At 43.6% G+C, this 15257-nt stretch carries 13 protein-coding genes and 1 tRNA gene; 13 read left to right on the top strand and 1 reads right to left on the bottom strand.

Features of this window, described 5'->3' with window-relative positions:
- Positions 1 to 39: 39 nt before the first annotated feature.
- The 13 genes from ACY8D0_RS20965 (at position 40) to yihA (ending at position 14588) form a co-directional block, all read left to right on the top strand.
- Positions 40 to 489 carry a MarR family winged helix-turn-helix transcriptional regulator gene (locus ACY8D0_RS20965; RefSeq protein ID WP_462412423.1) on the top strand — a complete coding sequence of 150 codons (450 nt, stop codon included), beginning with the start codon at positions 40 to 42 and terminating at the stop codon, positions 487 to 489.
- A 168-nt stretch (positions 490 to 657) separates the two neighbouring features.
- The gene (racE, locus tag ACY8D0_RS20960) at positions 658 to 1452 is read left to right on the top strand and encodes a glutamate racemase (protein WP_462412422.1); all 795 of its coding nucleotides are present in this window, start codon (positions 658 to 660) and stop codon (positions 1450 to 1452) included.
- Positions 1453 to 1589: 137 nt separating this feature from the next.
- Positions 1590 to 2639, top strand: coding sequence for a GerMN domain-containing protein (locus tag ACY8D0_RS20955; RefSeq protein WP_462412421.1), 1050 nt, complete (start codon positions 1590 to 1592; stop codon positions 2637 to 2639).
- Positions 2640 to 2744: 105 nt separating this feature from the next.
- Positions 2745 to 3500, top strand: coding sequence for a ribonuclease PH (rph, locus tag ACY8D0_RS20950; RefSeq protein WP_462412420.1), 756 nt, complete (start codon positions 2745 to 2747; stop codon positions 3498 to 3500).
- A gap of 66 nt (positions 3501 to 3566) precedes the next feature.
- Positions 3567 to 4178, top strand: a complete 612-nt coding sequence (locus ACY8D0_RS20945) for an XTP/dITP diphosphatase (RefSeq protein ID WP_462412419.1) — start codon at positions 3567 to 3569, stop codon at positions 4176 to 4178.
- The gene (locus ACY8D0_RS20940; protein ID WP_462412418.1) at positions 4175 to 4684 is read left to right on the top strand and encodes a metallophosphoesterase family protein; all 510 of its coding nucleotides are present in this window, start codon (positions 4175 to 4177) and stop codon (positions 4682 to 4684) included. The genes ACY8D0_RS20945 and ACY8D0_RS20940 overlap by 4 nt, the downstream gene beginning before the upstream one ends.
- A gap of 113 nt (positions 4685 to 4797) precedes the next feature.
- A tRNA-Arg gene (locus tag ACY8D0_RS20935) sits at positions 4798 to 4874 on the top strand.
- Positions 4875 to 5318: 444 nt separating this feature from the next.
- The gene (locus ACY8D0_RS20930; protein ID WP_462412417.1) at positions 5319 to 6350 is read left to right on the top strand and encodes a tetratricopeptide repeat protein; all 1032 of its coding nucleotides are present in this window, start codon (positions 5319 to 5321) and stop codon (positions 6348 to 6350) included.
- Between the two features lie 169 nt (positions 6351 to 6519).
- Positions 6520 to 7806, top strand: coding sequence for a trigger factor (gene tig / locus ACY8D0_RS20925; RefSeq protein ID WP_462412529.1), 1287 nt, complete (start codon positions 6520 to 6522; stop codon positions 7804 to 7806).
- Positions 7807 to 8353: 547 nt separating this feature from the next.
- The gene (gene clpX / locus ACY8D0_RS20920) at positions 8354 to 9613 is read left to right on the top strand and encodes an ATP-dependent protease ATP-binding subunit ClpX (RefSeq protein WP_462412416.1); all 1260 of its coding nucleotides are present in this window, start codon (positions 8354 to 8356) and stop codon (positions 9611 to 9613) included.
- Positions 9614 to 9755: 142 nt separating this feature from the next.
- Positions 9756 to 11423 (top strand): ATP-dependent protease LonB, encoded by a 1668-nt coding sequence (gene lonB / locus ACY8D0_RS20915; protein WP_462412415.1) that lies wholly within the window; start codon positions 9756 to 9758, stop codon positions 11421 to 11423.
- A 259-nt stretch (positions 11424 to 11682) separates the two neighbouring features.
- On the top strand, positions 11683 to 14010 hold the full coding sequence (lon, locus tag ACY8D0_RS20910) for an endopeptidase La (RefSeq protein ID WP_462412414.1): 2328 nt from the start codon (positions 11683 to 11685) through the stop codon (positions 14008 to 14010).
- Positions 14007 to 14588: a ribosome biogenesis GTP-binding protein YihA/YsxC gene (gene yihA, locus ACY8D0_RS20905; protein WP_462412413.1), complete on the top strand. Its 582-nt coding sequence runs from the start codon at positions 14007 to 14009 to the stop codon at positions 14586 to 14588. Before lon ends, yihA begins: the two co-directional genes overlap by 4 nt.
- Positions 14589 to 14711: 123 nt before the next feature.
- Here yihA and ACY8D0_RS20900 read toward each other — a convergent pair whose 3' ends face one another.
- Complete coding sequence (locus tag ACY8D0_RS20900; protein ID WP_462412412.1) at positions 14712 to 15200, bottom strand: LiaI-LiaF-like domain-containing protein; 489 nt, start codon at positions 15198 to 15200, stop codon at positions 14712 to 14714.
- Between the last annotated feature and the right edge of the window lie 57 nt (positions 15201 to 15257).

The following is a 15257-nucleotide window of genomic DNA, read 5'->3' as shown; positions in this document are numbered from 1 at the left end:
AAATCATGAGGAGAAGCATATTTTAGGAGTGTATGGCTCATGAAACTCGAAAACCTTCCATCTAGCAACTTGGACGTTGTTAGAACCATTGAAAAAGAATTACGTTATATCTCAGGAATCATTAAGCAAAAAGGGCGGGAGATTTTAAGCAATTATAAAATAACACCTCCTCAGTTCGTTGCCTTGCAATGGCTTTTTGAAGACGGGGATATGACTATTGGCGAGCTATCCAATAAAATGTACTTGGCATTCAGTACAACAACTGACTTAATTGATCGTATGGAACGAAATCTTTTGGTTGAGCGGGTGAAAGATACGAATGACCGGCGTGTGGTCAGAATTCATCTTCTTGATGAAGGGAAAAGAATCATTAACGAAGTGATTAATAAGCGTCAAGTTTATCTTGAGGACATACTGAAAAACTTCTCATCTGAAGAAATTCAACTTCTATCCAGCAGTTTAGTGAAATTACATCAAGAAATGCGTTAATGGGAAGCCAAAGCCAACCGACTATCGGCATGGTCCAGACGCAGTTGAATTTAGGCGATGAGGCTGGCCCATGGCTAGAGGGCTCTCCAATTTGATCCTCACCAGGATATTTTTGGGGGCAGTCGTCTGCCTTGAGCCAGCCCATATGCTAAAAATGGGGCGAAAAGTTTGAAGCAAGCTATCGGTGTGATCGATTCCGGCGTAGGCGGATTGACCGTTGCCAAAGAGGTAATGAGGCAACTGCCAAACGAAAAAATCATTTACTTGGGTGACACGAAACGCTGTCCGTATGGACCGAGGTCGACCCATGAAGTAAAGCGATTTACCTGGGAATTGACCAACTTTCTATTAGAAAAAAATATAAAAATGCTCGTGATTGCCTGTAACACGGCAACAGCGGCAGCATTGGATGATATACGCAAGGAACTGTCAATTCCGGTGATTGGGGTCATAAACCCAGGAGCCCGTGCCGCTATTAAGCGGACAAAAAACTACCGTGTCGGTATTATTGGAACCGAAGGCACCGTCAAAAGCGGAGCCTACGAAAAAGCACTCAAATCATTAAACAGCCGTCTGTTTGTCATGGCCCATGCTTGTCCAAAGTTTGTACCGTTAGTCGAGAGCGGTGAGTATGAAGGACCCATTGCAGAAAAAATAGTCAATGAATCATTGCGTTGTTTGCAGAATCATCATTTGGATACACTAATTCTCGGTTGTACCCATTATCCGCTTCTTGAGCCATTGGTTAAAAAGGTAATGGGTGAGGAGGTCACTGTGATTAGTTCCGGCGATGAAACGGCACGGGAAATCAGTGCAATTCTCCAATATAATGGACTCTTGGATTCAGGTGAATCTGAACCGGAACACGAATATTACACAACCGGTTCGAGATGGATTTTTTCCAAGATTGCTTCCCAATGGCTCGGTTTCCCTGTCGACCATGTGAAAAAAATAAAGCTATAATCCACCCCTGCCAGACGGGGTTTTTTTGTGTGTGAAAAAAATTAGGAAGTTTTGTCCAATTTTTCTTCCTTGAGCCGGTCTAATTTTTTTAAAGGCTCGTATATATGATAGTACAAACTGTCTTTGGGGGGAAAAATATGTTCAAACATAAAGCGAAAATTCTTGGTTCCACAGTACTTACCTCTTCTCTTTTATTATCCGGCTGCGGCTTGTTTGGCGCGGAGACACAAAAGAAAATCGATCCGCCAAAAACTGTCTCGGTGGAGGAAAAAAAAGACACAGGAAAAAAGGAAAGCCAAAATACCGAAAATACGGAAAACACCATCAAAACGGAGCTTTATCTCATGGATAAGAATGGGTATGTAGTTCCTCAGACACTCAATCTTCCTAAAACTACATCTGTTGCTAAACAGGCATTAGAATATTTAGTAATCAATGGACCTGTAACTGACCTGCTGCCAAATGATTTCAAAGCGGTTCTGCCTGAGGATACTGAACTTAGTGTCAATATCAAAGATGGGGTGGCAACCGTTAATTTTTCTAAGGAATTTAAAAATTACCAGCCAGAAGATGAAATGAAAATCCTGCAATCTGTTACTTGGACTCTGACACAATTCGATAATGTTAAATCAGTTAAATTAAAAATGAATGGGAATGAGTTGACAGAAATGCCGGTCAATGGAACGCCGATTAGTGATAAGCTGTCCCGGGCCACCGGAATCAATTTGGATACGACAGATGTCGTCGATATATCGAACACGAAGCCAATAACCGTTTACTACATTGGCGGCGAGGAAGGTTCCTATTATTATGTGCCGGTTACGCGCAGGATCAGCAATAGTGAGAAGGATCCCGTCACTGCTGCGGTCAATCAATTGATTGAGGGGCCGAGTGACCAATCGAATCTTGTTTCCGAGTTTATGCCGGATGTGAAACTTCTCAATGCACCAAAATATAAAGATGGGACCGTCACTTTAAACTTTGATAAAAATATTTATGGCAGCTTTGAGGAAAAGGTGATTTCCCAGCATCTGCTTGACGCCCTGGTGCTTTCGTTAACTGAACAGAAGGGGATTCAAAAAGTGGCGGTCCAAGTGGATGGCAAGGCGGAGTTGAAAAATGAACAGGGTAAAAAGCTATCCGAGCCTGTTACCCGTCCGCAAAAAGTCAATACAGGTAGTTTTTAAGAAAGTATTTTTGATATACTATATAATGACAAGGAAAGAGGCAGGCTGAAGGCCGCCTCTTTCTTAATGTACAGGGCTTTAAAGAAAGAAAGAGGAGGAAGATTCGTGCGTGTAGATGGTAGAGAACCGTTGCAATTAAGACCGATACATATTGAGACCCATTATTTAATGCATCCGGAGGGTTCCGTTCTAATTTCTGTCGGGAACACGAAGGTCATTTGTGCGGCCAGCATAGAAGAGCGGGTTCCTCCGTTTATGAGAGGCGAGGGAAAAGGCTGGATTACGGCGGAATATTCCATGCTGCCACGGGCAACAGATACAAGGAATATCAGGGAATCTTCCAAGGGCAAGGTTTCCGGCCGGACAATGGAAATTCAGCGGTTAATCGGTCGTGCCCTCAGGGCGGTAGTCGATCTTCAAGCGATTGGTGAACGAACTGTTTGGATCGACTGTGATGTCATACAGGCCGATGGCGGCACAAGGACAGCCTCGATAACAGGGGCGTTTGTGGCACTGGCGATTGCCTTGAATGACTTGGCAAAAAGGCGGTCATTGCCGAGATTCCCGATTACCGACTATTTGGCAGCGACAAGTGTGGGAATCCTTCAAGATGGAAAAACCGTGCTTGATCTAAACTACCGCGAAGATTCGAAAGCGCATGTCGATATGAATGTGGTCATGACGGGAAAAGGAGAATTTGTGGAATTACAGGGTACAGGAGAAGAATCTACGTTTTCCTACGATCAGCTGCACAGCTTGTTAAATGCCGCCCAAGAAGGGCTGATGGAATTGTTTGAATTTCAAAAAGCGGCCTTAGGTGAGGAAATTTCACAAAAGATCGAGACACGCAGGAACAAATAGATATCCGATATCGGCATATAAACGCCGTTATTTTATTGTAATATCCCGAAAAAAGAGGCGAGTATCATGAATGAAGTTATTATTGCTACAAAAAACCCAGGCAAAGCAAGGGAATTTGAAGAAATTTTTGCACGAAGGGGAATTGAAGTACGGACCCTGCTTGATTTTCCGGAAATTCCTGACGTGGAAGAGACCGGCAAAACCTTTGAGGAAAATGCGATTCTGAAAGCGGAGACGATTTCCCGGGCGCTCAACCGAATGGTCATCGGAGATGATTCCGGATTAATGGTGGATGCCTTGGAAGGAAGACCCGGTATCTATTCGGCTCGATTTGCTGGGGAACCAAAAAACGACCAAAACAATACGAATAAACTCTTAACGGAGCTTCAAGGCGTACCGGAAGAAAAACGGACAGCAAGGTTCTACTGCGCTTTGGCGACCGCCATCCCAGGCAAGGAAACCTTTACGGTATCCGGCACCTGCGAAGGGAGAATTCTCCAGCAGCCTAGAGGAACTAACGGATTTGGCTACGATCCTGTTTTCTATGTGCCAGACAAAGATGTGGCGATGGCTGAACTTTCAGCGGATGAAAAAAATAAAATCAGCCACCGGGCCAATGCATTGAAGAAATTGGATGCTGTGCTGGACTCCCTATTAGAAAGAGCGGACCGGCCATGAGCAAGGTACTGGTTATCAGCGACAGCCATGGGCTAACTAAAGAACTGGAAGTCATTCGGAAAAGGCATCTTAAAGATGTCGATATCATGATTCACTGCGGCGATTCGCAACTCATGCCTGATGATAAATCAATGGAAGGATACTTCACAGTGGGAGGAAACTGCGATTATGGCAATTATCCTCAAGAACTAGTCACCAATGTAGCGGGCAAGAAGTTTTACATCACCCATGGGCATCATTATGGGGTAAAATACTCATTAATGAACTTAAAATACAAGGCTGAAGAAGTAAAGGCAGATGTGGTTTGTTTTGGGCATTCCCATGAACTTGGGGCGGAGCTCGTGGAAGGAACGTTATTTTTGAATCCTGGCAGCATCCGTCTGCCGCGCGGCCGCGTGGACAAAACGTATTGCATTCTAGATGTGGATAAAGACTCGGTAAAATTGGCGGTTTATGACGTTTCTGGGCGTGAACTGGATGGCCTGTCCAAAGAGTTTGTTTTTTAAAGAAGCGATGGGGAGCTGTGACGGTTCCCCATTCAAAAAAATATATGAAAAACCTGTTGACTTTCAGATGTTAGGGTAATATAATAAATCTTGTCTTCGGAAAACAAATAAATGTCCCAGTAGCTCAGCCGGATAGAGCATACGCCTTCTAAGCGTACGGTCGGGAGTTCGAATCTCTCCTGGGACGCCATACTACATACCGAAATTCACTCACCTTTTTAAAAAGGTGAGTTTTTTTGTTTTTTTAAATTTTTAGCTGAATTGACTAAAAATCTTTGTAAGTTAATGTCCCATAATTCGGATATAAAGCTATCAATGAAATGATTTTAAAGAATAATCCTGAATGTAGTTAGAAGCTTTAAATGTATAAAACGGAAACACGGAAAGATCTCCTATAGGGAGGCGATGCTGCAACGAAGGGGTCTCCTATATGTCCGCAAAAACGGTGGACTACATTGATTGCGCAGCTCCATGATTTAGGACTAATCAAAGATACTTTTGAAGCGAGTGAAGTATTCTAAAATAAATCCCCGCCACCATGAGTTTTGAAAGAAAACTCACTCATGGTGAGTTTTTTTTATGCACACGATATGATACACTATTTTCCAATGACACTTGAAGGACGGTTATTGGTATGAAGAAGCGGGAACAAGTAAAACGAAAAGACAATGTGATTTTTTTTCCCGGCATTGAAAAAAGATTAACGGCCAAAGGGCTGGACAGCTTGCACTCTAGAAATTACACCGAGGCCATCGATTTGTTGGAAGAAGCGAAAGAGCTGGACCCTGATAATGATGAGGTCCTTATTGGACTGGTGCTCGCTTATTTCGAAGCGGCGTCCTATCAAAAAGCCAAGGTTTTGGCCAAGGAAATGCTGTTAAAGGGCATTGGGGACTATTACAAGATGGTGGACTTGTACTTAACCGTCCTGATTCAGCTCCATGAATATCAGGAAATTGTCACGACGATTGAAGCGCTGATGGACGAAATGGAAATCCCTCCAGAAAAACTGTCCCATTTTTCAAACATCCTCCAGTTCAGCAGAAAAATGGCGGAAAACCATACTCCCATAGCAAATGAACAGGAGCAGGCACAGGAGGAACCGGCCCCACCATCCTTAAATCTTATAGAGCTGAATGACCTTAACGAACAAATGCTGCTTGTATCCAGCTTGGCGAATAAGAATATCCGGCCCCATTTGATGGAAATGGAAGAATATTTAAAAACCGATACGGGCCATCCTCTTCTGAAAACTGTTTTATTAACTCTATTAAAAGAACAGGAAATTAACAGGGAGCTGGCCGTCAGAAAGTTCAATCGGGAACAACGGGTGAATCCTGTGCTGCTTCCGGAAGTCAGACTGGAACCGAAAATGCTGGCCGTCAAGGAACTTATCGCCGGCATTCTGGAACATAACAACCCGGCTTTATATGAAAATATTGCTGCACTAGTGGAACGGATCTATTTTATCAGCTATCCGTTTGACCTGCCGCCGGACGAGGCTTCCATCTGGGCGGCAGCCTTCATTCTCCTTGGAAATGAATACTTGGGAATAGATACGGACATACAGGAAATAGCAGATGAATTCGGGGTTTTGCCTAATGAAATCGAACAGGCAATGAAGCATATTATCGAATTAGAGAAAATTTCCTATCCCAATATATAGGATGATATGTTGAAAGAAACCAAACGTGTGGTATAATGTAAGGGTTGCATTGTGTAAAAAGGAAAAATTTTTACATAAAAAAGTAGAAACTGGCTTGGTACGACAGGGCAAATCTACAGTATATTCGTTACGAATGAAAAAGGAAATAGATGTTGGAGGGAAAATAGGTATGACTGCAAATTGGGAAAAGTTAGAAGGAAACCGCGGCGTGCTTACGTTTGAAGTAAGTGCTGAAAAAGTGAACCAAGGCTTGGACGCAGCGTTCAAAAAAGTGGTAAAACAAATCAATGTTCCTGGCTTCCGTAAAGGAAAAATGCCTCGTGCAATGTTTGAAAAGCGTTTTGGAGTTGAATCATTATTCCAAGATACTTTGGACGTGATTTTTCCAGAAGCTTATATGAATGCCGTTGATGAAGTAGGAATTGAGCCAATCGCTCAACCAGAAAACGTTGATTTCGATCTTGAGCAAATGGGTAAAGATAAAGATTTTACTTTCAAAGCGACTGTACAAGTGAAGCCTGAAGTGAAATTAGGCGAGTACAAAGGCCTTGAAGTGGAAGCATTCGACACCACTGTAACTGACGAAGATGTACAAAAAGAATTAGAACAGCTTCAAAACCGCCATGCAGAATTAGTAGTGAAAGAAGATGTTGCTGCTGAAAACGGCGATACTGTTGTAATCGATTTTGAAGGATTTGTGGATGGAGAAGCTTTTGAAGGCGGTAAAGCAGATAACTACTCTCTTGAGCTAGGAACAGGTTCGTTTATCCCAGGCTTTGAAGAGCAGCTAGTTGGTGTGAAAGCTGGCGAATCAAAAGATGTTGAAGTAAATTTCCCTGAAGAATACCATGCAGCTGAGCTTGCAGGCAAACCTGCAACCTTCAAAGTGACTGTTCATGAAGTAAAAGGAAAAGAGCTTCCTGTACTAGATGACGAGTTTGCAAAAGATGTCGACGAAGAAGTCGAAACATTAGATGCGTTGAAAGAAAAAATCAGCACTCGTCTTCAAGACAGCAAAAACCATGAAGCAGAGCATCATATTCAAGATTCAGTAGTTGAGCAAGCTGCAGCTAATGCAGAAGTTGAAATTCCAGATGCTATGGTAGAAAGCGAAACTAACCGTATGCTTCAAGAGTTTGAACAACGCTTGCAAATGCAAGGGATGAACCTTGAGCTTTACTTCCAATTCTCTGGTCAAGATGAGGCTGCCCTTCGCGAACAGATGAAAGAAGATGCAACCAAGCGCGTTCGTGTCAACTTAACATTAGAAGCGATTGCTAAAGCAGAAAACCTAGAAGCTACTGACGAAGATGTAAATGCAGAGCTTGAAAAAATGGCAGGCATGTACAATATGACTGTTGATAACATCAAAGCAGCTCTTGGCGGAACAGAAGGAATCAAGGCTGATCTTGCACTTCAAAAAGCGATTGATTTCCTTGTTGAAAATAAGAAATAATTTTTCAAGGTGGAACTGCCTGTTTTGGCAGGATCGAACTTTGTCGTAAAATATTTTAACTAATAATAGGTAAGGCACGATATCAGTCGTGCCTTATTTTAGCTAATAAGAAAGTATAAACTTTCTGTCGAAAGCTTTATTCTTTCTTAACGCATAAGGGCAGCTGCGCCTCTGTCATCGCCCTTTCGGGCTCGCCAGTCGGCGAGTTTTCTTTATACATTTTTTCAATTACATATTATAATAATGACAGGGAAACCTTTTTCATAAGCAGGCAGGAATAATTTTGAATGAAAGCGAATTAATTAATTCCAAGGAAAGACCGATTTATTTTTTTAAAAAATGGTTATCATTATTGGGTACATATGTTTTTGATGCGAATCCCAACGGCCCAAAAAACATATATGTTAATAAGCTAATTATTTCCGGTCTGCTAGCGATTGTGTTAAAATGCAACATACATACCATTGAAGTAAAAGTAAATTATCGGAATTTGTTGGGATTCGCGATTAAAATAAACGTTTTAAATGATTGTTAAGGGGTGAAAGGATTGTTTAAATTTAATGATGAAAAAGGACAATTGAAGTGTTCATTCTGTGGCAAGACACAGGACCAAGTCCGCAAACTGGTTGCCGGTCCGGGAGTATATATATGTGATGAGTGTATTGAACTTTGCACAGAAATCGTGGAAGAAGAACTCGGAACCGAAGAAGAAGTGGAGTTCAAGGATGTTCCGAAGCCAAGAGAAATTTGTGAAATCCTCGATGAGTATGTAATCGGTCAGGACAAAGCGAAAAAATCATTGTCCGTAGCGGTTTACAACCACTACAAGCGGATTAATTCAAACAGCAAAATTGATGATGTTGAGCTCTCCAAGAGTAATATCGCTATGATTGGGCCTACAGGAAGCGGTAAAACCTTGCTAGCCCAAACTTTGGCGCGTATTTTAAATGTGCCGTTTGCCATTGCCGATGCGACTTCGCTTACGGAGGCAGGCTATGTTGGGGAAGACGTTGAAAATATCCTGCTAAAATTAATCCAAGCAGCCGATTATGATGTGGAAAAAGCTGAAAAGGGAATCATTTATATTGATGAGATTGACAAAATCGCCCGTAAATCGGAAAACCCTTCGATTACCCGCGATGTGTCTGGTGAAGGCGTTCAGCAGGCATTACTGAAAATCTTGGAAGGTACAGTTGCCAGCGTTCCGCCACAAGGGGGAAGAAAGCATCCGCACCAAGAATTTATCCAAATCGATACCACCAATATCCTGTTTATTTGCGGCGGGGCATTTGACGGCATCGAGCCGATTATCAAACGCCGTTTAGGCCAAAAGGTAATTGGTTTTGGCTCAGATGTAAAACAGCAGGAAATCAGCCAAAAAGAGTTGCTTTCAAAAGTGCTGCCGGAAGACCTTTTACGCTTTGGTTTAATTCCGGAATTCATCGGCCGTCTGCCGGTTATTGCCAGCCTTGAGCAACTGGATGAGGATGCATTGATTGAAATTTTAACAAAACCAAAAAATGCTTTGGTGAAGCAATATCAAAAAATGCTTGAAATCGATGATGTTGAGCTTGATTTTGAAGAAGGAGCCCTTCAAGAAATTGCTAAAAAAGCAATTGAACGTAAAACGGGTGCCCGCGGTTTACGCTCCATTATCGAAGGCATTATGTTGGATGTCATGTTTGATCTGCCATCTCGCGATGATATTTCGAAATGTATCATTACAAAAGAAACCGTTGCTGAAAATGGCGTTCCAAAATTGATTTTGGAAGATGGAACGGTTGTTGTGGAAGAAAAATCTGCATAAAATGTTAGGGACTTGGTAATATGCCAAGTCCTTTTCTTATGCACATTTACCTATTCTTTATCGAAAAGGGTTTATTCCTCCTTTCTGCAGGAAATACTTTTTAATATCTAGTGAAATAGATATCGTGCAGGAGGGAAAATGTATGAGTTGGACGGGGATTGCTTTATTTATTCAGCTGTTTTTTGGCATCATAATCGGTCTGTATTTTTGGAACCTATTAAAAAATCAGCGGACACAAAAAGTATCGATTGACCGTGAATCACGGAAAGAGATGGAACAGCTGCGAAAAATGAGATCGATTTCATTGACGGAACCTTTATCAGAAAGGGTACGTCCTACAAGTTTTCAAGATATTGTTGGACAAGAGGACGGAATTAAGTCGTTAAAAGCGGCATTATGCGGTCCGAATCCACAACATGTGATTATCTATGGACCTCCGGGTGTCGGCAAAACGGCCGCTGCCCGGCTGGTATTGGAAGAGGCAAAGAAAAATGCCAAGTCCCCTTTTAAACGAGAATCAGTGTTCATTGAATTGGATGCGACCACAGCGCGATTTGATGAACGGGGCATTGCCGACCCGCTAATTGGATCAGTACATGACCCGATTTATCAAGGCGCCGGTGCGATGGGACAGGCGGGAATCCCGCAGCCAAAACAAGGGGCTGTCACCAATGCCCATGGCGGGGTGCTGTTCATCGATGAAATCGGGGAATTGCACCCGATTCAAATGAACAAGCTGCTAAAAGTTTTGGAGGACCGGAAAGTATATTTGGAAAGTGCTTATTATCATGAGGAAAATACACAAATCCCAACACATATCCATGATATTTTCAAAAATGGACTTCCGGCCGATTTTCGGTTAATCGGGGCAACCACCAGAACCCCAAGCGAAATTCCCCCGGCCATTCGGTCACGCTGCATGGAGGTATTTTTCAGGGATTTAACTCAGGAAGAAATTATGACGGTAGCCAAAAAAGCGGCTGATAAGGTCAATATGGAAATCAATGAAACGGGCATTCAAACCTTGTCATCCTATGCGAGAAATGGCCGGGAAACCGTTAATATGATTCAAATCGCCGCGGGTCTGGCGATTACCGAGGACCGCCAATTTATTAAGGATGAAGACATTGAATGGGTTATCCAATCCAGCCAGCTGTCACCGAGAATGGAGCGGATGATCAACGAGGAGTCCCGGGTCGGTTTGGTCAATGGACTTGCCGTCTATGGCCCGAATTCAGGGGCCTTGCTGGAAATCGAAGTAACGGTAATCCCAGCCAAAGAAAAAGGGTCCATCAATATTACCGGGATTGTGGAAGAAGAAAGTATTGGCGGGCAAGGCAAATCGATTCGCCGCAAGAGCATGGCCCGAGGTTCGATTGAGAACGTCATTACGGTGCTGCGTTCCATGGGTGTTCCGGCCGATGACTTTGATATCCACGTGAACTTCCCAGGCGGGGTGCCAATCGACGGGCCATCAGCCGGAATTGCCATGGCAACAGGAATCTACTCGGCGATTTACAAAATACCGATTGATAATACCGTCGCCATGACAGGCGAAATCAGCATTCACGGCAACGTGAAACCGATCGGCGGCGTCTATCCAAAAGTAAAGGCCGCCAAAAAGGCAGGAGCCAAAACGGTAATCATACCAGAGGAGAACATGCAAACACTCTTAAACGAGGTCGACGGTATCCGAATCGTCCCGGTTACCCATCTCCACGAAGTATTCGAAATCGCACTCGTCAACAAATTCGCACAAAACAACGCCGTACCCGCATCAATCGAATTATCCAAAAAAGAAACCATCTAGGAGTGGGGCTGTCCCCACTCCTTTAACATGGTAACGCAGCGGGGGCCTGTCCCCCGCTCCTTTAACGTGGTGACGCAATGGGGGACAGGCCCCAATTTTTCTTAGTATTTTTTGGGGTATTGGAGAAGCTAATGTAAGGAGTACCAGACGGCTATCTCAAAAGATAGACACGTAAAAGTAAATGAGATAGAATTGTACAAAGACGATTCCGCAAATGTGGGAATGTATCTATTTTTTTAGTATGTGGAGGTGCAGTATTATGGCGAAACAGAATGAATTGATCGTCCCCCTCCTGCCGCTTCGAGGATTGCTTGTTTATCCGACAATGGTGCTTCATTTAGATGTCGGCCGTGAACGGTCTGTCCAGGCACTCGAAAAAGCAATGGTAGATGACCATCTGATTTTCTTAACCACTCAAAAGGATGTCTCCATTGACGAGCCTTCCGAAGAGGATTTATACAAGTTTGGAACCTTGACGAAGGTTAAACAAATGCTTAAACTCCCGAACGGAACAATTCGAGTATTAGTAGAAGGTTTAAGCAGGGCGGAACTCACTTCATTTCAAGATGAAGAGGAATATTATTCTGTCAGTATAATGACATACGAAGATCCCGAAACAAAGGACGTAGAAGATCAAGCATTAATGAGAACCATGCTTGATTATTTTGAACAATACATAAAACTATCGAAAAAAATCTCTGCTGAAACATTGGCTTCTGTGGCTGATATTGAGGAACCAGGTCGCATGGCAGATATTATTTCCTCACACCTGCCAATCAAGCTAAAGGAAAAACAAGACATCCTCGAAACCCTAGATGTGAAACAGAGAATAAATCGGGTCATCGATATCATCTATAACGAAAAAGAAGTGCTGAATCTCGAAAAGAAAATCGGCCAGCGTGTCAAGCGTTCAATGGAACGAACACAAAAGGAATATTATTTACGTGAGCAGATGAAAGCGATTCAGAAAGAACTGGGCGACAAGGAAGGGAAAACCGGGGAAATTGCCGACCTGACCAAAAAAATCGAGGAAGCCGGCATGCCGGAACATATTCTTAAAGCAGCAATGAAGGAACTCGATCGTTATGAAAAGGTACCGACAAGCTCGGCTGAAAGTGCTGTGATCCGCAATTACATTGAATGGCTGGTGTCCCTGCCATGGTCGAAAAAGACAAATGACAACATTGATATTGCCAGGGCTGAAAGAATCCTAAACGAGGAACATTACGGTCTGGAAAAAGTAAAAGAGCGGGTTCTGGAATACTTGGCAGTCCAAAAATTGACCAATTCCTTAAAAGGGCCGATTCTTTGCCTAGCAGGCCCTCCAGGGGTAGGAAAAACCAGTCTGGCAAAATCAATTGCCTCCTCCTTGAACCGAAACTTTGTCCGGGTTTCATTGGGCGGGGTCCGGGATGAATCGGAAATTCGCGGCCACCGCAGAACGTATGTCGGGGCCATGCCTGGCCGGATTATCCAAGGAATGAAAAAAGCCGGAACTATCAATCCGGTGTTCCTGCTCGACGAAATTGATAAAATGTCCAGTGATTTCCGGGGCGACCCGTCGTCTGCTCTTTTAGAGGTATTGGATCCTGAGCAGAATGCAAATTTCAGTGACCATTATATTGAAGAAACCTATGATTTATCCAAAGTCATGTTTATCGCAACGGCCAATAATCTCGGGACCATCCCAGGGCCGCTCTTGGACCGGATGGAAATCATTACGATTGCCGGCTATACCGAACTAGAAAAGGTCCATATTACACGGGACCATTTGCTGCCAAAACAAATCAAGGAAAACGGCCTTTCGAAAGGTGCCCTGCAAGTTCGCGATGACGCGATTTTAAAAGTGGTCCGTTATTATACGCGTGAAGCCGGGGTACGGAGTTTAGAGCGTCAAATGGCTACTATCTGTCGGAAAACCGCCAAGATTATTGTATCCGGTGAGAAAAAGCGCGTGGTAGTGACTGAAAAAACAGTAGAGGATTTCTTAGGAAAACCTAGATTCCGTTATGGCCAAGCCGAAGCGGAGGATCAGGTTGGGGTGGCAACCGGGTTGGCCTATACAACAGTTGGCGGTGACACGCTGCAAATTGAAGTGTCATTGGCTCCTGGAAAAGGCAAACTTGTGTTGACTGGCAAACTTGGCGATGTAATGAAGGAATCAGCACAGGCTGCGTTCAGTTACGTTCGCTCGAAAGCCAAGGAACTTGGGATTGACGAGAATTTCCATGAAAAATATGATATCCATATTCACGTTCCGGAAGGGGCGGTGCCAAAAGACGGCCCGTCAGCAGGAATCACGATTGCAACAGCATTGGTGTCGGCATTGACTGGCAAGCCAATCCGTCGTGAAGTGGGCATGACCGGTGAGATTACGCTTCGCGGGCGGGTGCTTCCGATTGGCGGGCTGAAGGAAAAAACCCTTAGTGCCCATCGTGCCGGCTTAACGAAAGTCATTTTACCAAAAGATAATGAAATCGATATTGAGGATATTCCGGAAAGTGTCCGGAATGAATTAGAATTTGTGCCTGTGTCCCATCTGGATGAAGTTCTGAAGCATGCCCTCTTAGAGGGTGGGGCCAAATGAAGGTAGTAAGCTCTGATATAGTCATAAGTGCGGTGAAGCCGGAACAGTATCCGGCCACCGATTTGCCTGAATTTGCCCTTGCCGGCCGTTCCAATGTGGGGAAGTCGTCGTTTATTAACCGAATGCTGAACCGCAAAGGGCTGGCGCGAATTTCTTCCAAACCAGGCAAGACCCAAACCTTAAACTTTTACCTGATTAACGAGATTCTTCATTTTGTTGACGTGCCAGGCTATGGCTATGCCAAAGTGTCCAAAGCGGAGCGGGCGGCATGGGGGCGAATGATTGAAACGTATTTTACCACACGGGAGCAATTGCGGGCCGTCGTGATGATCGTCGATCTCAGGCACCCGCCGACAGAAGACGATGTAATGATGTATGATTTCCTGAAGCATTACGGCATACCGTGCATCGTGATTGCCACTAAGGCCGATAAGATTCCGAAAGGAAAATGGCAGAAGCACTTAAAGGTGACAAAAGAAACGTTGCAGCTTGAGAAAGACGACCATGTCGTCGTTTTCTCCTCGGAGATTGGCGAGGGAAAAGACCAAGCTTGGGCCATCATTGAAAGTTATATGTAAACATGCTAGAAAAAGCACGCGAAATTTCTTAGGAGAAATCTCGTGTGCTTTTTTGTTGAAAAAAAAGAGCATGGCCCGCCCATGCTCTTGGCATAAAATTTGTACATCTGCCCATATAAGCGGTTATTTTTTCTTTTTTAGCAAAAAATAGACTCCAATCACAATGATGAGCGCTGGCCAAAATTTCCAGATGAAGCTGATGCTGCTTTGCACCAGCCCAAAATAACCGGTAATTTTGTCATTAAATAAAAACAGGATCGCGAGTAAAAAGAACAGAATCGCTTGAAACATACCCGTATTTGTTTTTAAAAAGCGCAGAAAAAAGCCAATCGATATCAACAAAATCAGCATACCGCTTGTATTTTCCGGCCAAAACGAAGCGTGTCCGGCGAGATGGAAATGCAGGCCGAATCCGGTCAAAATCACGCCAGGCAGGATGGCGTCATGTTCCTTAGCCGAATATCCCTGGCCCAGAAAGGCGACTCCGACAATGATTAATAAGGTAGGCCAGGAGAAAAATTGTGGGAATATAGTAATTCCGGTCTGCTGCAAGAAAAAATAGCCACCAAATCCAATAAGAATAATAGCTGGGAATATCCGTTGATTTTTCATGACAAACACACCACTTCCAGTAAGGTTCACTTGAATATCTTCTAGTTTTTTGGTACT

The organism is Neobacillus camarae (assembly GCF_054950115.1).
The sequence above is the reverse complement of the archived record's forward strand: the minus strand, read 5'-3'. Positions and strand labels throughout refer to the sequence as shown.

Bases quoted from the DNA above. Each gene is read 5' to 3' on its own strand.
- lonB (WP_462412415.1), top strand. From the start codon at position 9,756: ATGAGTTGGACGGGGATTGCTTTATTTATTCAGCTGTTTTTTGGCATC.
- tig (WP_462412529.1), top strand. From the start codon at position 6,520: ATGACTGCAAATTGGGAAAAGTTAGAAGGAAACCGCGGCGTGCTTACG.
- ACY8D0_RS20955 (WP_462412421.1), top strand. From the start codon at position 1,590: ATGTTCAAACATAAAGCGAAAATTCTTGGTTCCACAGTACTTACCTCT.
- ACY8D0_RS20930 (WP_462412417.1), top strand. From the start codon at position 5,319: ATGAAGAAGCGGGAACAAGTAAAACGAAAAGACAATGTGATTTTTTTT.
- ACY8D0_RS20940 (WP_462412418.1), top strand. From the start codon at position 4,175: ATGAGCAAGGTACTGGTTATCAGCGACAGCCATGGGCTAACTAAAGAA.
- yihA (WP_462412413.1), top strand. From the start codon at position 14,007: ATGAAGGTAGTAAGCTCTGATATAGTCATAAGTGCGGTGAAGCCGGAA.
- ACY8D0_RS20900 (WP_462412412.1), bottom strand. From the start codon at position 15,200: ATGAAAAATCAACGGATATTCCCAGCTATTATTCTTATTGGATTTGGT.
- lon (WP_462412414.1), top strand. From the start codon at position 11,683: ATGGCGAAACAGAATGAATTGATCGTCCCCCTCCTGCCGCTTCGAGGA.
- ACY8D0_RS20945 (WP_462412419.1), top strand. From the start codon at position 3,567: ATGAATGAAGTTATTATTGCTACAAAAAACCCAGGCAAAGCAAGGGAA.
- ACY8D0_RS20965 (WP_462412423.1), top strand. From the start codon at position 40: ATGAAACTCGAAAACCTTCCATCTAGCAACTTGGACGTTGTTAGAACC.